Annotated in this window: 17 protein-coding genes; 8 read left to right on the top strand and 9 right to left on the bottom strand. The window is 38.3% G+C overall.

The genetic code is table 11. From position 1 onward, the window contains the following. Positions 1 to 402: 402 nt before the first annotated feature. The 9 genes from noc to rpmH all read right to left on the bottom strand — a co-directional run bounded on the left by noc (position 403) and on the right by rpmH (position 10,730). Entirely contained in the window at positions 403 to 1,269 is an 867-nt protein-coding gene (gene noc, locus KI363_RS19705; RefSeq protein ID WP_158324116.1) for a nucleoid occlusion protein, read from the bottom strand. Positions 1,270 to 1,603: 334 nt separating this feature from the next. Further along, positions 1,604 to 2,320, bottom strand: coding sequence for a 16S rRNA (guanine(527)-N(7))-methyltransferase RsmG (rsmG, locus tag KI363_RS19710; RefSeq protein ID WP_158324117.1), 717 nt, complete (start codon positions 2,318 to 2,320; stop codon positions 1,604 to 1,606). 91 nt (positions 2,321 to 2,411) lie between these two features. After that, positions 2,412 to 4,313 (bottom strand): tRNA uridine-5-carboxymethylaminomethyl(34) synthesis enzyme MnmG, encoded by a 1,902-nt coding sequence (gene mnmG, locus KI363_RS19715; RefSeq protein WP_158324118.1) that lies wholly within the window; start codon positions 4,311 to 4,313, stop codon positions 2,412 to 2,414. A 405-nt stretch (positions 4,314 to 4,718) separates the two neighbouring features. Then, positions 4,719 to 6,104 carry a tRNA uridine-5-carboxymethylaminomethyl(34) synthesis GTPase MnmE gene (mnmE, locus tag KI363_RS19720; protein WP_158324119.1) on the bottom strand — a complete coding sequence of 462 codons (1,386 nt, stop codon included), beginning with the start codon at positions 6,102 to 6,104 and terminating at the stop codon, positions 4,719 to 4,721. A gap of 289 nt (positions 6,105 to 6,393) precedes the next feature. After that, the gene (locus KI363_RS19725) at positions 6,394 to 8,244 is read right to left on the bottom strand and encodes an LTA synthase family protein (protein ID WP_212967384.1); all 1,851 of its coding nucleotides are present in this window, start codon (positions 8,242 to 8,244) and stop codon (positions 6,394 to 6,396) included. Between the two features lie 206 nt (positions 8,245 to 8,450). Then, positions 8,451 to 9,074 (bottom strand): RNA-binding cell elongation regulator Jag/EloR, encoded by a 624-nt coding sequence (gene jag / locus KI363_RS19730; RefSeq protein ID WP_158324121.1) that lies wholly within the window; start codon positions 9,072 to 9,074, stop codon positions 8,451 to 8,453. Continuing rightward, positions 9,071 to 9,871 carry a YidC family membrane integrase SpoIIIJ gene (gene spoIIIJ / locus KI363_RS19735; protein ID WP_158324122.1) on the bottom strand — a complete coding sequence of 267 codons (801 nt, stop codon included), beginning with the start codon at positions 9,869 to 9,871 and terminating at the stop codon, positions 9,071 to 9,073. The genes jag and spoIIIJ overlap by 4 nt, the downstream gene beginning before the upstream one ends. Positions 9,872 to 10,134: 263 nt before the next feature. Further along, entirely contained in the window at positions 10,135 to 10,488 is a 354-nt protein-coding gene (rnpA, locus tag KI363_RS19740) for a ribonuclease P protein component (RefSeq protein WP_158324123.1), read from the bottom strand. 107 nt (positions 10,489 to 10,595) lie between these two features. After that, positions 10,596 to 10,730, bottom strand: a complete 135-nt coding sequence (rpmH, locus tag KI363_RS19745) for a 50S ribosomal protein L34 (RefSeq protein WP_158324124.1) — start codon at positions 10,728 to 10,730, stop codon at positions 10,596 to 10,598. 587 nt (positions 10,731 to 11,317) lie between these two features. Here rpmH and dnaA point away from each other — a divergent pair. From dnaA to KI363_RS19785, 8 genes are all read left to right on the top strand, one after another. Further along, on the top strand, positions 11,318 to 12,661 hold the full coding sequence (gene dnaA, locus KI363_RS19750) for a chromosomal replication initiator protein DnaA (RefSeq protein WP_158324125.1): 1,344 nt from the start codon (positions 11,318 to 11,320) through the stop codon (positions 12,659 to 12,661). 187 nt (positions 12,662 to 12,848) lie between these two features. After that, complete coding sequence (gene dnaN / locus KI363_RS19755; RefSeq protein WP_158324126.1) at positions 12,849 to 13,985, top strand: DNA polymerase III subunit beta; 1,137 nt, start codon at positions 12,849 to 12,851, stop codon at positions 13,983 to 13,985. 174 nt (positions 13,986 to 14,159) lie between these two features. Next, positions 14,160 to 14,375, top strand: coding sequence for a S4 domain-containing protein YaaA (gene yaaA, locus KI363_RS19760; RefSeq protein WP_158324127.1), 216 nt, complete (start codon positions 14,160 to 14,162; stop codon positions 14,373 to 14,375). Positions 14,376 to 14,389: 14 nt separating this feature from the next. Further along, complete coding sequence (gene recF / locus KI363_RS19765; RefSeq protein WP_158324128.1) at positions 14,390 to 15,508, top strand: DNA replication/repair protein RecF; 1,119 nt, start codon at positions 14,390 to 14,392, stop codon at positions 15,506 to 15,508. Between the two features lie 9 nt (positions 15,509 to 15,517). Then, positions 15,518 to 15,772, top strand: a complete 255-nt coding sequence (gene remB, locus KI363_RS19770; protein ID WP_158324129.1) for an extracellular matrix regulator RemB — start codon at positions 15,518 to 15,520, stop codon at positions 15,770 to 15,772. A gap of 52 nt (positions 15,773 to 15,824) precedes the next feature. Further along, entirely contained in the window at positions 15,825 to 17,747 is a 1,923-nt protein-coding gene (gene gyrB, locus KI363_RS19775) for a DNA topoisomerase (ATP-hydrolyzing) subunit B (protein ID WP_158324130.1), read from the top strand. Between the two features lie 28 nt (positions 17,748 to 17,775). Then, entirely contained in the window at positions 17,776 to 20,253 is a 2,478-nt protein-coding gene (gyrA, locus tag KI363_RS19780) for a DNA gyrase subunit A (RefSeq protein ID WP_212967385.1), read from the top strand. Between the two features lie 110 nt (positions 20,254 to 20,363). Beyond that, positions 20,364 to 21,443 carry an HD-GYP domain-containing protein gene (locus KI363_RS19785; protein ID WP_212967386.1) on the top strand — a complete coding sequence of 360 codons (1,080 nt, stop codon included), beginning with the start codon at positions 20,364 to 20,366 and terminating at the stop codon, positions 21,441 to 21,443. The last annotated feature ends 320 nt before the right edge of the window (positions 21,444 to 21,763 follow it).

Consider the following 21,763-nt stretch of genomic DNA (forward strand, 5'->3'; position numbering starts at 1 on the left):
CCGTCCTGGCGCAACGCCGTTCTGACCAACATCCTGTTGGCCTGAGATAAAGGAAACACGATGAACCACGAAAAGCGGAAGGCGGTTGTTTAGGGGCGACAAGCAAATGTTCCTAAACCTAGGAAGGACGGTTTTTCCCTTCCTAGGTTTAGGGTTATTTGACCTCGAGCCCCTACCGCCTGTAGCTAGACACCGAAGGGTGAATCGATGTTGACTACGCAAGCAGGCACCGAAAGTTTGCTAGTCGCTGGGCGCTGGAGCTGGATGTCAATACCCACTTTTAGTACTTATCCACAAGCTAGAATTTTATAGTACGCTAAGCAATAAAAAAAGAGAAACTTTTTAAGCTTCTCCATTTATACCTATTCTACCTTAGCAGGATCTCACTGACAGAGATCTTTTTTACTTTTTAGCGCCCTTTTTGGGTATTTTAATGGTGATTTGATAGTATTCATCAAAATCCTCTTCCTCTGAATCTAGATTAATACCACTATCTGTCACCATGGAAAGAGATTGACGGATCGTGTTGACGGCGATTCTCATATCTTTACTAATAGCCTTTCGCCTTTTTTTAGGCTTCTCCTTTTGCGTTAACATTTTCACGACTTGCTCTTCCGTTTGTTTTACGTTTAAATTCTTTTCGATCACCAAATTCATGACTTGGACCTGTTTCTCAACATCTTTTAAGGGAATCAATGCTCTTGCGTGCCGCTCCGTTATTTTCTTTTGCAGCAGGCCTTCTTGGATTTCCTCAGGTAACTTCAATAAACGTAATTTATTGGCTACAGTTGATTGCCCTTTGCCTAGACGTTGGGCTAATGCTTCTTGTGTTAAATTATGAATATCTAATAACTTCCCGTAGGCGATTGCCTCTTCAATCGGTGTCAATTCTTCACGCTGTAGATTTTCAATCAAAGCAACAGAAGCTGTTTCTGTATCACTTAAATTTTTAATAATAGCTGGTACTTCTGCCCATCCAAGGCTTTGAATGGCTCGATAGCGGCGCTCTCCTGCAATAATTTCGAACTGATCGTCTTCTATCTCTCTAACAACAATCGGTTGAATTATGCCATGTGTCCGTATTGTTCTTGCTAATTCTTCTATCTTTTCTTCATTAAAGATTGTTCTCGGCTGAAACCGATTTGGGACAATTTTCGTCGTGGGGATATTTCGTACTTCTTCTTTTTCCTCTATTTCTTCGTCCATCTCTTTATCTACTGGTAATTCTTTATCCCCCATACCAAACAAACGAGAAAAAGGATGCTTCATCCTTCGACACCACCTTATAGAAACTCCCTTACAGCTGATCTCCCATAAGCCAAGGCTGTATGGGGTCTATTTCTTAGCAGCTTTTGAAGGGCTGTTTTGAACGCTTAATTAAGGATCAAAGGCTAATTTCGCAACATCCCTGCTGGCAGGCTCAGTACGGCGACTCCTGTCGCTTCGCCTGCACTAGTACGTCCTGTACGTCGCAACACCTTTGTGACCTGCTTCTTGTAGGCCTTTTTGATGAAAAAGGCAAATCTTACTGCCGATTTCAGTGGTATACATGCTACTATACCATATCATTCTATCTTTTTCGGTCTTTTCCTGCTTTATATCCCTATTCTAGAGGCATTTTGTTTGGAGTTCCAGGTTTTCTTGGATACTTTTTCGGTGTACTTTTAATTTTATCAATCACAATTATGCTCCGCTCACTTTTTTCAATCGGTAATTCAAATGAATGGACAGAGACTGTTTTTCCACCTAATTGTTTAATGGCTTTTTCCGCCACTTGTAATTCTTCTTCCGCATTGGCCGCCTTCATTGCCACAAAACGCCCACCTTGTTTGACGAGTGGTAAACATAATTCACTCAATACTGACATTCTCGCTACTGCTCTTGCCATCACCACATCGAATTGAGCGCGGAATTTAGGATTTTGAGCAAATGTCTCAGCACGATCATGATAAAAATATGTATTTTCTAAATGTAATTCTGCTGATAGTTGCTCCAAAAAGCGGATTCTTTTTTGTAAAGAGTCAACAATCGTAATGTGCAGTTCAGGAAAACAAATCTTTAAAGGAATACTAGGAAAACCAGCTCCTGCCCCTACATCACAAAGGCGGATGGGTCCTTTGAAATCCATAAAGAAAGCGGCGCTGATCGAATCATAAAAGTGCTTTAAGTAAACTTCCTCTCGATCTGTGATCGCCGTTAGATTCATTTTATCATTCCATTCAACCAATATTTCAAAATATTGTTCGAATTGATTAAGCTGAAGAGAATTTAGTTGAATTCCCTTTGACTCCAACATATTGACAAATTGATCCACATTCATTCTATTCATTCCTTATCTATAGGCTTACAAGATATAGGCCGGAACGGCTGCATCCTTAAAGTGTTAGCCGTTCCTTCCTTTGATATCTTTGTTATTGTGCCGCATTTTCTGCTATCTTTGCGATTTTCCCTTGCTCAATGTAAACGAGTAAAATCGAAATATCAGAAGGATTGACACCTGAAATTCGTGAAGCTTGGGCGATGGATAATGGACGAACTTTCATTAATTTTTGCCGTGCTTCTGTCGCAATCCCATTAATCGCTTCATAATCAATTTGTTCTGGAATTTTTTTGTTCTCTAGTTTTTTCAACTTCTCTACTTGTTGAAGTGATTTTTCAATATAGCCTTCATATTTAAGTTGAATTTCAACCTGTTCAATGACATCCTTTGGTAACTCTTCTTCTAATGGTATTAATTCGCTAACCTTTTGATAAGACATTTCCGGACGTTTGACTAAATCTGCCGCACGAATGCCATCCTTCAGTGGGCTTCCGCCTGCTTCCTTGATGATAGTTTGTGTTTGTTCATTTGGTTTAATAATGGTTGAGCGAAATCTCTTGATTTCTTTTTCAATCGCTTCTTTTTTATTGATAAACTTTTCATAACGTTCTTCAGGGATCAACCCAATTTGATGACCTAATTCTGTTAAACGGAGATCTGCGTTATCATGGCGAAGCAATAAGCGATATTCCGCTCTTGATGTTAAGAGTCTATATGGCTCATTCGTTCCTTTTGTCACAAGATCATCAATGAGAACGCCGATGTAAGCGTCAGACCGGCTTAAAATGACCTCATCTTTTCCAAGCACTCGACTTGCTGCATTAATCCCAGCCATAATTCCCTGAGCGGCCGCTTCTTCATAACCAGATGTTCCATTGATTTGACCGGCTGTATAGAGATTTTTAATTTTCTTCGTTTCTAATGTTGGCCAAAGTTGTGTTGGGACAAGAGCATCATATTCAATCGCATAGCCGGGACGCATCATTTTAGCATTTTCCAAACCAGGAACCGTTGTGATTAATTGATGTTGCACTTCCTCTGGTAGACTGGTAGACAAACCTTGGACATATACTTCATTTGTATGTCTTCCTTCTGGCTCAAGGAAAATTTGATGTCGAGGTTTATCGTTAAAGCGGACCACTTTATCTTCAATCGATGGACAATAACGGGCACCTGTTCCCTTGATCATACCGGAAAACATTGGAGAACGATGCAAGTTTTCATCAATCAACTGATGTGTTTGTAAATTCGTATATGTTAACCAGCATGGCAATTGGTCTGTAATGAATTTTGTTGTTTCATAGCTAAATGCCCGTGGTTCTTCATCCCCAGGTTGGATCTCTGTTTTACTATAATCAATGGTTTTGCTGTTAATGCGTGGCGGTGTTCCGGTTTTAAACCGCTCCATTTCAAAACCGATTTCTTGTAGATACTCTGCTAGCTTAATCGATGGCTTTTGATTATTTGGACCACTTGAATATTTCAATTCTCCTAAAATAATTTCCCCACGGAGGAAAGTACCTGTTGTAATGACGACTGCTTCCCCACGGAAGACTGCACCTGTATGGGTGATAATCCCTTTACATACACCATCTTCTAAAACTAACTCATCCACCATGGCTTGAAGCAAGGTAAGATTGGGTTCACTTTCTAATGTGTTTTTCATTTCTTGTTGATATAAAGTCTTATCGGCTTGGGCCCGTAAAGCTTGCACCGCAGGACCCTTTCCTGTATTCAACATTCTCATTTGAATATACGTTTTATCTATATTTTTGGCCATTTCTCCGCCAAGTGCATCGATTTCTCGGACCACCACGCCTTTGGCTGGTCCCCCAATGGAAGGGTTGCAGGGCATGAACGCGATCATATCAAGATTCAGTGTCAGCATGAGTGTTTTTGCACCCATTCTGGCAGCCGCCAGACCCGCTTCACATCCGGCATGGCCCGCTCCGATCACAATGACATCATATTGGCCTGCCTCATATTGTTGCATAAGCTTTAATCCTCCTTAAAATTTTCAAGTTTAATTTATTTTAGGCCAACAGCCTTTCTTTATCCAGATACGGCTCCTAGCTGCTAGCAAACTTTTGGTGCCCTCCTACGATAAGTCAACATCGATTCGCCCATTGGTGTCTAGCTACAGGCGGTAGGGGCTCGAGGTCAAATAACCCTAAACTAGGAACATTTGCTTGTCGCCCCTAAACAACCGCCTTCCGCTTTTCGTGGTTCATCGTGTTTCCTTTATCTCAGGCCAACAGGATGTTGGTCACAAAAGCGTTGCGCCAGGACGGAGGCCAACAGGATGTTGGTCAAAACGGCGTGGCGCCCTTAGCCGTTTATCCTTTTTTAACCTTTTTATCCAAGTTTGTACGCAGCTAGACAGTCGCCTCCGCTTTTCTTATTTCCCTAGACAAAATTGAGAAAAGAGTTGGTTAAGTAGACTTTCTTCTACAGTGTCGCCGATGATTTCTCCAAGTAGGTCCCATGTACGAGTGAGATCAATTTGGATGATGTCAATTGGTGTGCCTGTGTCGATTCCCATGAGTACATCTTCGATTGCCTGTAATGCTTGTTTTAATAGGGCGATATGGCGGCTGTTGGAGACATACGTCATATCACCTGCTTCTACATGTCCTTGGAAGAACATCTCTGCAATGGCCTGTTCTAATGTCTCAATGCCCTCGTCTTCTAGTAAAGAAGTCGTCACAAAAGGATAATCCTTTGCCAAGCTTCTTACCTCATCCAAATCGATTTTTTGTGGTAAGTCGGTTTTGTTGGCAATGACAATGACGTCCATTCCTTCCACCGCTTTGAACAATTGACGATCTTCATCTGTAAAATCATCTGCTGAGTTTACAACTAATAAAATTAAATCCGCCTTTTTCAATACTTGTCGCGATCTTTCTACGCCCATTCTCTCGACAATATCTTCTGTTTCTCTAATCCCGGCGGTATCCACTAATCTTAGAGGTACCCCGCGAATATTCACATATTCCTCAATCACATCTCTCGTCGTCCCCGGAATATCGGTTACAATCGCCTTATTCTCCTGGACAAGACTATTTAATAAAGAAGATTTCCCCACATTCGGTCTACCAATAATCACAGTCGATAAACCTTCACGTAAAATTTTCCCTTGATGTGAAGTTTGCAGAACGTCTTGTAACTTATCCCGAATATAGGTAGCTTTTTCTAACAATAATTGATGTGTCATTTCCTCTACATCATCGTATTCCGGATAATCAATATTTACCTCAACATGTGCCACAACTTCTAGTATTTCTTGGCGCAACTTGGAAATTAACTGTGATAAGCGACCTTCCATTTGGCCTAATGCGACATTCATTGCCCGATCTGTCTTCGCTCTTATTAAGTCCATAACAGCCTCTGCCTGAGATAGATCGATCCGCCCATTTAAAAAGGCACGTTTTGTAAACTCTCCTGGTTCCGCTAATCTCGCCCCAACCGTTAACACAAGCTCTAGCACACGGTTAACCGATACGATCCCACCATGACAATTGATTTCTACTACATCTTCTCTCGTAAACGTCTTAGGCGCCTTCATCACACTAACCATGACTTCCTCTACCAATTCACCTGATTTGGGATCAACAATCGTTCCATAATGAATGGTATGGGAGGGTACTTCTGCTAGCTTCTTCTTCCCCGCTCCGGAAAAAATTTGATCCGCTATTTCAATCGCTTCTTCCCCGCTTAAACGAACGATCGCAATCGCTCCTTCTCCCATTGGCGTGGAAATCGCCGCAATTGTATCAAACTCCATTTTTAACACCTCTTTTCTATCTCCAACTTCTTTTATAAAAAATCGCATTTCAAAAAATGCGCTACTCTTAGTAAAAAGTTTTTCCCAAATAACTAGAATATCAAATTTTCGATATCCACAAAAGATTTTTTTTCGATTAAAAAAATATCCACAGGACAAAAAACTCTGTATCCTTTATTTTAACTTATCCACATGTGAATAACAATAACCCGGACCACTAGAATCTATTTCCATTGCTGAATCCCTTTCAAAAAAAAAAAGACTTGGTACAATACCAAGCCTTTGAATCTCAATCCAAAAAACGCAGGAGATCCCCATAAATAATCTTATCGGAATCATTTAATTCCTGTTGAACAGCTGAAAAATAAGGAGAACAGTAATTTCGTTTTACTTTCTTTCCTGTTTCTTTTGCGTAACACGTATGGTCGATATAGGAATATTGATTTGTCGTGAAGGATCCGTCTCTAAAGGCGACAAATCGATTGGGATCTTCCATAAGCAGGCTTTTTCCAAATGATAAAGCCCCATCAGATTCCGATACTCCTAATAAATCGAGAATCGTAGCTCGCAAATCAATTTGTCCCCCAACAGCGGTGATTTCCTTCCCTTCCATCCCAGGAATATGAATCAATAGAGGTACCTTTTGTAATTCCATATCATCATTAGGGGAAATTTCGTGACCTAGGACCTTACCAAGCGCATCATAATAACTTTTAGAAATACCGTAATGATCCCCAAATAAAACAAAAATACTATTGTCATATATTTCCGATCCTTTTATTTCATTAAAAAATGTTTTGATCGCTTCATCCTCATATCGGACAGTTGTGAAATATCGATTCACCATCCCTTGATCGGTATCCGGTTCAGATATCCATCGGTCCTCTGGGTCTAGCAAATAAGGAAAGTGATTGGTTAACGTTAGAAATTTTGCATAATAAGGCTCAGGTAATTCTGATAAATACGGTATCGATTGTTGGAAAAATTCGATATCCTTTAAGCCATAATTAATAGAATTTTCCTCGGTTACCTCAAAATCTTCTTTAGAGAAAAAGCGGTCATAACCAAATGATTCATAGGCCACTTTCCGATTCCAAAAAAAGGCATCATTTCCATGGAAACTTGCGGAATAATAATTCTGTTCCTTTAAGATTTTCGGCAATGATACGAAATGATTATTCGTTTTTCTAACAAAAACAGATCCACCTGATAATGGATATAAACTATTGTCTAGAATAAATTCTGCATCAGATGTCTTTCCCTGGGCTGTTTGGTGATAAAAATTAGGGAAATATAAACTTTCCTTCTTTAATTGGTTTAAATAAGGTGTAACTTCCTGACCGTCAATTTCCCGATCCATCACGAAGCCTTGCGTTGATTCCAAAAAAATCACAATCACATTTTTGCCGCTTGCTATACCGTGATATTCGGGTACGGTACCTGACTTTTGCTTCTTTTTTACATAACTTGCAATTTCCTCCACTTCACTACTATCAGCTAAAACGCTTTTCATAGAGGACTTTGAATTTTGAAAAACATCGAAAAGATGATAAGAATAAAGCCCTAAAGATTTCACAATCAATTCCTTATCATAAGATTGATTCCAAAAGCCTGAGTGATAAAAACATGAAACAACAATCGGAACAATTACAGTCAGGCAAATGGTGCTTTGGACCACCTTTTTTCGGATGGAGAGGGTGTATTGCTTCAGCACCTGCTGTTTTGCTAAAAGGATAAACACAAGGCAATCCAGAAATAAAAACACATCATAAAACTTGATCAATTCCATTGTACTTTGACTTAAACCGCCTACATTTTTAAATTGGAATAGGACTGGAATCGTTACAAAGTCAATGTAAAAGCGATAATAAAGCACATTTCCATATAATATAGCGGTTAAGAGAAAATAAAGCGATATACATAGCTTGGGTCGATGTTTTTTGGATAAAAAGACTAAACTGAAAATCCCTAAAAGAGACCCTAAGGTGGTCGCTTCTAATAAAAATGCTTCCCAAAAAGATTGGGTAGATATATGAAAGCACCATTTGTACAGAATCGAAATTTTAATCCATAACAGTAGCACCGCGATCAGAAATATCCAAAAATCTCGATTTTTTTCTGATGGAGCTTTCTGAATCATGTAGGTCACCATCCATTTCATCCAACTTATTAGATCTATCTTATCATCATCCCTATGTGTATAACATAGTTTTTGTTTATATTACACGATTGGAAGAAATATTTTTTATCAGCTTTTACCTTCTTTTTTCGGTAAGGATGGCTATTTTATTCATAAACAAAGAACATCCACTAATATAATATATAGCAGATGTTCCTCATTTAAGTTCATGAAATTGGTTTAATGACAATATAACGATTAGGCTCATGGCCATCGGAAACTGTCTGGACCTTTTTATTTCCCGCTAGTGCCGTATGAATAATTTTTCGCTCAAAATTGGGCATCGGTTCGAGTTTTACAGTTTTTTGTAACTGAATCGCCTTTGAGGCAAGTCGTTCAGCTAATTGTTTCAGGGTTTGCTCCCGACGATCCCGATAATTTTCTGGATTCAAGATCACCGTAATATACGGATCCGCATGCCGATTTGCTACAAGTTGAGCTAAATATTGTAAAGAATTGATCGTTTGGCCTCTTTTTCCGATCAAAAGCCCCATTTTCTCACCTGTTATATGCAAAATGACATGTCTTTCCCCTTTTTGTTCGATTTCTATTTCAGCTGAAATTTCCATATTCGTTAAGATCGTTTTTACATAATCTACTGTTGTTTCAAGCGCTGTCGGTTTTACTTTTACTTTTACAATCGCTGGCTTTGCACCAAATAAACCAAGTAATCCCCTTTTTCCCTCTTCCACAATGGTGATTTCTGTCCGATCTTTTGTTGTGTTTAGTTGAGCCAATGCGGATTCTACTGCTTCTTCAACGGTTTGTCCAGTAGCAGTGATTTCTCTCACTTTTTAGCTCCCCTCACCTTTCCCTTATTTGTATTCGTTTGAGTATTTGTTTGAGCAACTGGTGGTTTAATAAAATACGTTTGTGCAATCATAAATATATTTCCGACCACCCAGTATAAAGCTAAAGCTGCTGGAAAATTAATCGCAAAAATTAAAATCATTACAGGCATAATATAAAGCATCATTTGCATTTGTGGATTCGCACTACCTGTTCCAGCCATCATAATTTTTTGCTGCAAGAAAGTTGTAATTCCGGCAATGATCGGTAACAGATACAATGGGTCTGGTGCGCCTAGGTCAAACCAAAGGAAGTCTCCCGCTTTCGATATTCCCTCAGTCCGAATAATCGCCTGGTAAAATCCGATTAAAATCGGCATTTGAATCAAAAGTGGGAAACAGCCTGCCAAAGGGTTCACATTATGTGTTTGAAAAAGCTTCATTGTTTCCTCTTGTAATTTCTGCTGCGTCTTTTGGTCTTTGGAACTATATTTCTCTTTCAATTTCTGCATTTCCGGTTGAATGGCTTGCATTGCTTTTGAATTTTGCGTTTGTTTAATCATAAGCGGTAAGATTGCAAGTCGAATTAAAATCGTTACGACAATAATAGCTAGTCCATAACTATTGCCAAACATTTCTGCGAAAGTGGTAATGACCCATGATAATGGATAAACAATATATTTGCTCCAAAATCCCGTACTTTCAGCCGTAATATAATCAGGGTTATCGATAGTAGAACACCCTGCAGCCAATAATACGACTAAAACAATAGCCGATATCCATAATATTCTCTTTTTCAAGCCTATTATCCTCCTGTTTTCGTTAAGCATTCATCTATAAGCGGATGTTCAAAAAGTCCGGTAAAAATGACACTGCGAATTTCTTCGTTGGCTTGTTTCTGCGCTGCTCATGTATCTAACTTCATACATTCCGCTGCTCGAAGCTGCGCCGCCTCGAACTTCTTGGTCCTTTTTATCCTCCTTTTTGAACATGCACTATAACTTAAGTTCTTTGGCTATTTTACCATTTTTATAAGGAGAAGTTGTGAAAAAATGGCGTTTTTTTAATTATTTTCCAACTTATTTAGGACTTTTCCAAGCCTAAGAACATGTTGTAAGCTTTTTTTTGTTTGATGATAGTCCATCTCTGCTACTGGCTTCCTCGCGATAATCACATAATCATTTCCTCTTTTAATTTGTGGGCTTAATTCATGAAACACTTGGCGTATATAGCGCTTTATTTGATTTCGTTTTACCGCATTGCCAACTTTTTTACTTACAGAGAGGCCTATCCTGAAATTTTCTTGTTCCTCTTTTTTCAATATATAAACAACAAACTGTCGATTGGCGACTGATTTGCCCTTTTTAAAAACAGCTTGGAAATCATCATTTTTTTTGATTCTAAATCCTTTTTTCATTCTTTCACCCACAGTATCTGTCTTTTCAAAAATTAAAGTGTAGATTCCGGATCTATCATTAGCTAGACCTAGAATCTAAAAAAAGACCACTGAGACGTTTCAGTGGTCTACGCTGATAACACTTTTCTTCCTTTACGACGACGAGCAGCCAAAACTTTACGACCATTTTTCGTGCTCATACGTTGACGGAAACCGTGTACTTTGCTTCTTTTTCTTTTATTTGGTTGAAATGTTCTTTTCATTCATGACACCTCCTCGAGGTTAAACAAAAAATTTCCTTAGCAGACATACTAAATAAGTATAAATAGATGAAGTTTTGTTGTCAAGAGGCCAAGGATGATCATGATAAAAACTTCAACACATTCTCATTTCAGTTTATCCTCAGAGCTATTTCGTGACTATTTTCCTCTCTATTATCCACTTGTGGATATTTTCGACACGTTCTTTTATTATCCACAACAGATATCGACAAGTTTTTCACAAACCAACGGCCTGTGGGTAACTTTCGTCCACTTATACTTGACTTTGGGGATACTTCTTCCTACACATTGATTAGTTCATGTTTATTTGATATGATTATGTTGTTTTCACTCTGGACATCTTTTTGCTATTTATTCTATTATCCACAGATGTGGATATCTTGTGGATATATTATCCACCTCTACTGAATAAACTTGTCCACAATAGGTGGAAGATGTCGAAAACTGTTTTTCTACTTATATATATATTTACCCACATTCATAGCGATGTATATTTATACTTCAACTAAAAAATAAAGGGACGCAGTTATATAACAGCGGTGTTGACCTAAAGCAAGGGAGGTAGAAATTTGGAAAACATAGCTGAGCTTTGGGATCAAGTTCTATTAAGTATTGAAAAAAAGGTAAGCAAACCAAGTTTTGATACATGGTTACGGCTTACGAAGGCTCACAAGCTCCAAGGGGATACAATGATTGTGACGGCGCCTAATGAATTTGCAAGAGATTGGCTAGAAGGACATTACACAGAATTATTAGCTGGCCTCCTATATGAAATTATTGGTGAAGAATTACACGTAAAATTCATTATCCCTCCTGATCAAGAAGAAGAAGAGAAAAAAGCCCCCGCAATTCAAAAGGTGGAAAAGAAAGAGTCAGTAGATGTCTATCAAAATATGCTTAATCCCAAATATACCTTTGAAACTTTTGTCATTGGTGCTGGAAATCGATTTGCTCATGCTGCATCTTTAGCTGTAGCGGAAGCACCAGCCAAGGCCTATAATCCATTGTTTATTTATGGTGGCGTCGGAATGGGGAAGACCCACCTTATGCACGCGATCGGACATTATATTGTCGAACATAAACCGGATGCCAAAGTCGTTTATTTATCATCGGAAAAATTTACAAACGAATTTATCAATGCGATTCGTGACAATAAGGCGGTCGATTTTCGCAATAAATACCGTAGTGTCGATATTCTATTAATAGATGATATTCAATTCCTTGCTGGAAAAGAATCAACTCAGGAAGAATTTTTCCATACATTTAATACTCTTCATGAAGAGAGTAAACAAATTGTCATTGCAAGTGATCGTCCACCAAAGGAAATTCCAACCCTTGAGGATCGATTGCGTTCTCGTTTTGAATGGGGCCTTATTACAGATATTACTCCGCCAGATTTAGAAACAAGAATCGCCATTTTGCGAAAAAAGGCAAAAGCAGATGGATTAGATATTCCGAATGAAGTCATGCTCTACATTGCAAACCAAATTGATACAAATATAAGGGAACTAGAAGGGGCGCTCATTCGCGTTGTCGCTTTCTCTTCTCTAATTAATAAAGATATTAATGCTGATTTGGCTGCGGAAGCATTAAAAAGTATTATTCCAGGGGCAAAACAAAAGGAAATTACCATTCTAGATATACAAAAAATAATCGGTGCCGAATATAATGTTAAGCTTGAAGATTTCAAGGCAAAGAAAAGGACAAAGTCGATTGCTTTTCCTAGACAAATTGCTATGTACTTATCAAGAGAGCTTACAGATTTCTCCCTGCCTAAAATTGGAGAAGAATTTGGTGGCAGAGATCATACAACTGTGATCCATGCGCATGAGAAAATTTCCAAACTCATAGAAACAGATTCCAATTTTAAAAGTAAACTAGAGGAGATTCAGGCTTCCTTAAAAAATTCATAATGGGGATCTTGTGCATAATTCTCTTTCCTTCATGCACAGTCTTTCCACATGTGAATAACCCGTAAAATCTAGTCATACACAGACTTATCCACATATTCACAGGTACTATTACTATTATTACTATTTTTTTATTATTAATAATTAATATTATGACTATAAAATTTTTGATGACTGAAGGAGGCCAAACATGAAGTTTATTATTCAGCGCAACCGACTAATGGATAGTGTCCAAGATGTAACAAAAGCTGTATCTTCAAGAACAACCATCCCGATATTAACGGGGATTAAAATGATTGCGACAGAAGAAGGGTTAACTTTTACAGGGAGTGACTCTGATATTTCCATTGAGTCTTTCATTCCAAAAGAAGAAAACGGGGATGAGATTGTAGAAGTACAAGAAACAGGTGGAATTGTTTTAAATGCCAAGTTTTTCTCAGAAATCGTTCGTAAATTACCTATGGATACAGTTGAATTTGAAGTATTGAACCATCAACAAACAATTATTCGTTCAGGATCTGCGGAGTTTAATTTAAATGGTTTAGATCCAGATGAATATCCATACTTACCACAAATACCAGAGGAACATGTTTTTTCGTTACCAGCCGATTTGTTAAAAACCCTAATTAGACAAACGGTTTTTGCAGTGTCCACCTCAGAAACACGCCCCATTTTGACAGGTGTAAACTGGTTGGTGGAAAATAATGTTTTAACTTGTACAGCAACAGATAGTCACCGTCTAGCGATGAGGACAGCACCTGTTGAAGGGGCAGGGGAAAACTCATTTCAAGCGGTCATCCCTGGGAAAAGTTTAATAGAGTTAAGTAAAATTCTAGATGGATCCAATGATTTAGTAGATATCGTGATCACAGATAACCAGATCTTATTTAAATTCAAAAATCTTTTATTCTTTTCCCGTTTGTTGGAAGGGAATTATCCAGATACATCTAAACTGATTCCAACAGATTATAAAACCCAATTAGTTTTGCCTTCTAAAGACTTCTTACATGCAATTGATCGTGCTTCGTTATTGACCCGAAGTGACCGGAATAATGTCGTGAAATTAACGACGATAGAGGGGGAGAAGATTGAAATATCATCTACCACACCTGAAATCGGAACGGTTGTTGAGCAAATCAATACGGAGTCGATTGAGGGAGAAGAACTCAAAATATCATTTAGTGCAAAATATATGATGGATGCCTTAAAAGCGGTAGAAGGAACAGACATCAAAATTAGATTTACAGGGGCTATGCGACCCTTTATTATTCAATCTGTACACGATGATACGATTTTACAATTGAATATGCCTGTTAGGACATTTTAATATTCTTCAAAAATCCTGCCACCTGGCGGGATTTTCCTTTTGCATAATAGGCAGCAAATCAGAACGGCGTTTCCATAGGATCTACGTTTAACTATTCTTCCCACTTTTCTTTGTCTTCTTGTGCTTCTTTTAGTAAAATAAGGAGAGTGATTATTCGGGAAATGAGTGAGCGATATGGAAAATGAAGTGAAGATCGATACGGACACGATCACGTTAGGACAATTTTTAAAGCTAACAGATCTTATTTCTTCCGGTGGCATGGCGAAATGGTTTTTAAGTGAATATGAGGTTTGGATTAATGGGGAGCAAGACCAACGGAGAGGGCGTAAACTTAAGATCCATGATAAAATAGAGATTAAAGGGATCGGTAGCTTTACTATTGTTCATTAAAGGATGTTGTCTTCATGTATATTGAAGAGTTGGAATTGGTTAATTTTAGGAATTACAAAAGCCTTCAGCTAAATTTTGAAAATAATGTCAATGTGATTCTGGGGGAGAATGCTCAAGGGAAAACAAATGTAATGGAATCGATCTATGTATTAGGAATGGCCAAGTCCCATCGTACGTCAAATGATAAAGATTTAGTCCGTTGGGATGCAGAGTATGCTAAAATAGAAGGTAGGATAGAAAAAATTCATGGAGCTGTCCCTCTAGAACTGACGATTTCCAAAAAAGGGAAAAAGGCTAAATTTAATCATATTGAACAAAAGAAGTTAAGCCACTATGTCGGAAATATGAATGTTGTAATGTTTGCGCCTGAAGATCTTCACCTTGTTAAGGGAAGTCCACAAATTAGGCGTCGTTTTATTGATATGGAAATTGGGCAAGTTTCCCCTGTTTATTTACATGATATGAATCGTTTTCAAAAGGTATTACAACAACGTAATCATTTTCTGAAACAACTACAAGCTAGGAAGAATGTTGATAAAACATTTTTACATGTTTTGAATGAACAATTTGCGGAAGTAGCGATCAAAGTCATGCAAAAGCGCTTTGAGTTTATTCGCATGTTAGAAAAATGGGCACAACCGATTCATGAAGGAATATCACAAGGGAAAGAAAAACTTGAAATTCGCTATAAGCCCTCCATTGAGGTATCGAATGAAGTAGATTGGTCAAAGATGATAAAAGGATTAGAGGAAAAGTTTGTCTCCCTTGAGCAAAGAGAGATTGATCGAGGAATTACTTTAATGGGGCCTCATCGAGATGAGATTGGTTTTCTTGTGAATGGGCGGGATGTTCAAACATTTGGTTCCCAGGGACAACAACGGACAACAGCCCTTTCAGTGAAATTAGCAGAAATTGACTTAATTCATTCTGAAATTGGTGAATATCCCATTCTACTTCTTGATGATGTTTTATCAGAATTGGATGATTATCGGAGGTCTCATCTTCTCAATACGATTAAGGGAAGAATCCAAACTTTTGTTACGACCACAACAGTAGATGGCATTGACCATAGAACCTTAACAGACGCGACTACTTTCATAGTTCGAAACGGTGAAATTGAAAGGGAGAAATGAGGTGAAGGAATGTATGTTCATGCTGGGGAAGATATGATGATTCGATCGGATGACATCATTGCTATTCTGGAAAAAGAGACAGTTGAATATTCTCTTGAAATCCAAAAGTTTTTGCAGCATAAAGAAGAATTCATTATTAATCTATCCAATGGAGATTTCAAATCTTTGATCATTACAGAACCTCATATTTATTTCTCTCCTATAGCCTCATCAACATTAAAAAAACGGTTGTTGGATATGAAAGACCATGAGTTACTGATATAGATGTTTTGTCAATAGGCAAAATTGATTGAAAGAGCGGGTGAGTTTTTTGACAATGGACCACAAAGAAGTTCAAAAACAATTATATGATGAGCATCAAATCCAAGTGCTTGAAGGCTTGGAGGCCGTTCGAAAAAGGCCAGGGATGTATATAGGCTCTACAAGTTCAAAAGGACTTCATCATTTAGTATGGGAAATTGTAGATAATAGTATTGACGAAGCCTTGGCGGGCTATTGTGATGAAATTAATCTTGTGATTGAAAAAGATAATAGTATTACCGTAACTGATAATGGACGTGGAATTCCGGTAGGAATTCAAGAAAAAATGGGAAGACCAGCTGTTGAGGTTATTTTAACTGTTCTTCATGCTGGAGGTAAATTTGGTGGAGGTGGATATAAAGTATCCGGTGGACTCCATGGGGTAGGGGCTTCTGTTGTAAATGCTCTATCCTCTGAGCTTGAAGTATATGTCCATTTGAATGGAAAAATTCATTATCAAAAATATGAGCGCGGTGTACCTGCTTTCGATTTGAAAGTGATCGGCGAGACAGATAAAACCGGAACCATTATTCACTTCTTACCAGATCCTGAAATTTTTAAGGAAACAACCGTTTATGACTTTGATACATTAGCTACTCGTACAAGAGAATTGGCTTTTCTTAATAAAGGGTTAAAATTAACGATTGAAGATAAACGTGAGGAAGGCAAAAAAGCGGAATACCACTATGAGGGCGGTATTAAATCATATGTTGAATATCTGAATCATACTAAAGAGGTCCTCCATGAAGAGCCTGTTTACATTGAAGGCGAAAGAGATGAAATCATGGTGGAAGTAGCTCTGCAATATAATGATGGCTTTACCAGCAATCTCTATTCGTTTGCCAATAATATCCATACGTATGAAGGTGGAACTCACGAATTTGGCTTTAAAACAGCATTGACAAGAGTAATCAATGATTATGCAAGGCGAAACAATATTTTCAAAGAAAATGATAGCAATCTTTCTGGTGAAGATGTTCGGGAAGGATTAACGGCGATTATTTCAATTAAACATCCTGAACCACAATTTGAAGGACAAACCAAAACAAAACTAGGGAATTCAGAGGTCCGTCAGATTACTGACGCTCTCTTTTCTGAGCATTTTGCGAAAGTTTTATTAGAAAACCCTGTGTTAGCTCGGAAAATTGTCGATAAAGGCTTGATGGCAGCAAGAGCACGTGATGCGGCGAAAAAAGCACGTGACCTAACGAGAAGAAAAAGTGCTTTAGAAATCTCTAATCTACCTGGGAAGCTTGCAGATTGCTCTTCACGAGATCCTAAAATTAGTGAACTTTATATCGTTGAGGGTGATTCAGCGGGAGGATCCGCTAAGCAAGGACGGGATCGACATTTTCAAGCGATCTTACCTTTGAGAGGAAAAATCCTCAATGTAGAAAAAGCCCGATTGGACCGAATTCTTTCCAATAATGAAATTCGGACGATTATTACGGCCCTTGGCACAGGAATTGGCGAAGAGTTTGATATTGTGAAAGCTCGTTATCATAAAGTTGTGATTATGACAGATGCGGATGTGGATGGTGCTCATATACGAACATTATTATTAACATTCTTCTATCGTTTTATGAGACCTTTGGTTGAAGCGGGATATGTGTATATTGCGCAGCCACCATTATTCAAAATTTCTCAAGGGAAAAAGGACCATTACGTGTATTCTGATAAAGAATTGGATGAAAAGCTAGCGGAACTACCAGAGGCTCCAAAACCAGGTATTCAGCGTTATAAAGGTCTTGGTGAAATGAATCCAGAACAATTATGGGAAACAACCATGGATCCGGAAGGCAGAACCATGCTACAAGTTAGCTTGGAAGATGCGATTGATGCGGATAGAACCTTTGATATGCTCATGGGAGAAAAAGTCGAACCGCGTCGGGTCTTTATTGAAGAAAATGCATTATATGTGAAAAACTTAGATATTTAAAACCACGGGAGAGGAGGGTGTCAATATTATGGCCGATTCGAATGTAAGAGAAATTAATTTAAGTCAAGAGATGCGTACATCTTTCTTAGATTATGCGATGAGTGTCATCGTGTCGCGGGCTCTTCCCGATGTGCGTGATGGCTTAAAACCTGTTCATCGTCGAATTTTATATGCGATGAATGATCTTGGAATGACGAGTGACAAAGCTTTTAAAAAGTCGGCAAGAATTGTCGGAGAAGTGATCGGAAAATATCACCCTCATGGCGATTCAGCTGTTTATGAAACAATGGTACGGATGGCACAAGATTTTAGTTATCGCTATATGCTTGTGGATGGGCATGGGAACTTTGGTTCTGTTGACGGTGACTCGGCAGCAGCCATGCGTTATACAGAAGCGAGAATGTCGAAAATTTCGATGGAGCTTGTTCGAGATATCACGAAGGATACGATTGATTATAAAGATAACTATGATGGATCCGAAAAGGAACCAGAAGTACTGCCATCACGATTTCCGAATCTTTTAGTGAATGGGACATCCGGGATTGCGGTTGGAATGGCGACTAATATTCCACCTCATCAACTAGGAGAAGTCATTAATGCGATCCTTGCTTTGAGTAAGGAACCTGAAATTTCAATCCAAGAGCTAATGGAATATATTCCCGGACCTGACTTCCCAACAGCGGGTATGATCATTGGCCGAAGTGGTATTAGAAGGGCTTATGAAACAGGTAGAGGTTCGATTATTATTCGGGCAAAGGTAGATATTGAGACAAAGGCAAATGGAAGAGAAACGATCATCGTTCATGAACTACCTTATCAAGTAAATAAAGCGAAGCTAATTGAAAGAATTGCAGAATTAGTCCGCGATAAAAAAATCGATGGCATCACGGAATTAAATGATGAATCAGACCGTAACGGAATGAGAATTGTGATGGAAGTTCGCAGAGATGCGAATGCAGAAGTTATTTTAAATAATTTATATAAAATGACGGCCATGCAAACAAGCTTCGGGATCAACATGCTTGCACTTGTAAATGGCGAACCAAAAGTTTTAAACCTGAAACAATGTTTGACATATTACCTTGAACACCAACAAGTGATTATTCGTAGAAGGACCGAATTTGAATTACGTAAAGCGGAAGCGAGAGCCCATATTTTAGAAGGTTTAAGAATTGCCCTTGATCATATTGATGCAATTATTAGCTTAATCCGTGGCTCTAAAACAACGGAGATCGCACGAAACGGCTTAATGGAACAATTTGATCTAACAGAAAAGCAGGCTCAGGCTATTTTGGATATGCGTTTGCAGCGTCTAACTGGTTTAGAGCGAGAAAAAATTGAAGAAGAATATCAAAATTTGCTTCAATTGATTTCTGAACTTAAGGCAATTCTAGCCGATGAAGAAAAAGTGCTAGAAATCATTAGAGAAGAACTCCTTGAAATTAAAGAACGCTTTGATGATGGACGGAGAACAGAAATAGTTTCGGGTGGAATTGAACAAATTGAAGATGAAGACCTGATACCAAGGGAGAATATTGTTGTCACTCTTACCCACAATGGTTATATTAAACGTCTGCCGATTACGACTTATCGTAGTCAAAGACGTGGTGGCCGTGGTGTACAAGGGATGGGGACGAACGAGAATGACTTTGTTCAACATCTGATTACAACTTCGACTCATGATACGATTCTATTTTTCACTAATAAAGGGAAAGTCTACCGTGCAAAGGGATATGAAATACCTGAATTTAGCCGAACGGCAAAAGGGCTCCCGATTATCAACCTTTTGGGAATTGAGAAAGATGAATGGATTAATACAGTGATTTGTGTCGAAGAATTTCTTGAAAGTTGGTATTTATTCTTCGCTACGAAACAGGGGGTTATCAAGCGTACCCCAGTTTCTGCCTTCGCTAATATTAGAACAAATGGATTAATTGCTCTTGGTTTAAGAGAAAATGATGAATTAATTTCCGTAAAATTAACGGATGGAAATAAAGACATTATCGTAGGGACCAAGAATGGCTTACTGATTCGATTTAATGAAACAGATGTTAGATCGATGGGAAGAACAGCCACAGGGGTAAAAGGCATCACTTTAGCAGAAGATGACGAAACAGTCGGGATGGAAATATTAGAAGATCATGAAGATGTTCTGGTTGTAACGAAAAATGGCTTTGGAAAACGGACCCCAGCCGCAGAATATCGGATCCAAAGTCGTGGTGGAAAAGGGTTAATTACCTGTAAGATCACTGAACGAACTGGAACGGTGGTTGCTGTAGAAACCGTCCAAGGCGATGAAGATATTATGATCATCACCGATAGCGGAATTGTGATTCGAATGGATGTTCAAGATATCTCTGTAATTGGAAGAAACACACAAGGAGTCAAATTAATGACTCTTGGCGATGATTCTTCTGTTTCAACCGTTGCGAAAGTTGAGAAGGAAGAAGAAGCTATAGAGGAAGAAGGAAATGAGGAACTTCCAGAATCCCCAAATGAAGACTAAGAGAAGGGCGCCAATTTTGGCGTCCTTTTTCAATACTTAAGAATTCGCCATATTGGCCGAATAAAATAGTAAGGAGACTTTTCTATAAACGCTAAATTGGAAGTGATTACATGATTGTAAAAGTGGGGGAACTTAGGGAAGGATACATCGTTCAGAAAGATGTATATGGACGATCCAGCCGTCCACTTATACCAGCTAATACAAAAATAACAAAAATGCATATCGAAGTTTTGAAAGCCTTTTTAATAGAGGGAATCGAGGTGGAATTTGAGAAGGAAAACACTAGTGAAAAGGAACCTAGAAAAGATGTAGACCAAAATCAAGAGAATCTTCCTGTTCATACAACTTTTACCCACGAATACGAACGAGCCGTTCAACGGTTTAAGAAGGAATTCCAGCTATGGCAAACAGGTTTACCGATTAACATTTCAAATGTGCGTGCTATCCTTACCCCTTTATTAACAATTGCCTTGGAAGATAAGAGATCGATTCAATCTATCCATCAATTAGCGCAGCCAGAAGAATACATGTATCATCACCCTGTAGCTGTTAGTATTCTCTCAGGATGGATCGCAAAGAGATTGGGATATAATCAGGGGAAAATATTCCAAGTTGCTCTAGCTGGCCTGTTAGCCGATTGCGGAATGGCAAGAATTGATGAAAGTTTATTTATGAATGCTAGAACATTGAACGATTCTGAACGGAAAAAGATCAAGGAACATCCACTTTATAGTTACCAGATGGTTAAAGATATCCCCTTATTAAAGCCAGAGACAAAGCTTGCGATTGTTCAGCATCATGAAAGATTAGATGGAACGGGATATCCAAGTGGAAAAAGAGGGAATTCCTTATTAATGCAGTCGCAAATTATAGCTATAGCCGATATCTATCATGCTATGACGTCCAAAAGATTATTTAAAAGTCAACAATCTCCTTTCAAGGCGCTTCAGATGATGAAAATTGATCAGTTTGGTAAACTGCATATTTCGATCTTAAAAGAACTTATAGCGACTATTGCAAACTTACCAATTGGTACGACTATCCATTTATCAAATGGTCAACAAGCAGAAGTCGTATTTTCTAAAGCAGATGCGCAATTGCGCCCACTTGTAAGGATAGAGACAGGGGAAATCATAGATCTTGAAAAAAATAGAAATCTTTATATAGAGTGTATAGTAGATAATGGCTAGAGTACTTTTTATACTTACTAACTGCAGGAAGTCATTAGTAAGTATATTTTTTAAAAAATAACTCTTGCATTTAAATAAGAAACTTGGTATATTAGAACATGTCCTTGAGAGGGCAAAGCAAAAAAGCAAAAAAATAATATTGACAATGAGATTGTCCAATGTTATTATATAAAAGTCGCCTTCAGAGCGATGGAGAATTTGATCTTTGAAAACTGAACGAAACGAACGTCAATAAATAAATGGATAAATGGTTTTGAACCATTGCCAGCAATTGAGAAGGAAAACAAACTTCTTTCATTATATGAGAGTTTGATCCTGGC

The sequence above is a fragment of the Lederbergia ruris genome (genome assembly GCF_018332955.1).
Classification (GTDB): Bacteria; Bacillota; Bacilli; order Bacillales; family Bacillaceae_C; genus Lederbergia; species Lederbergia ruris.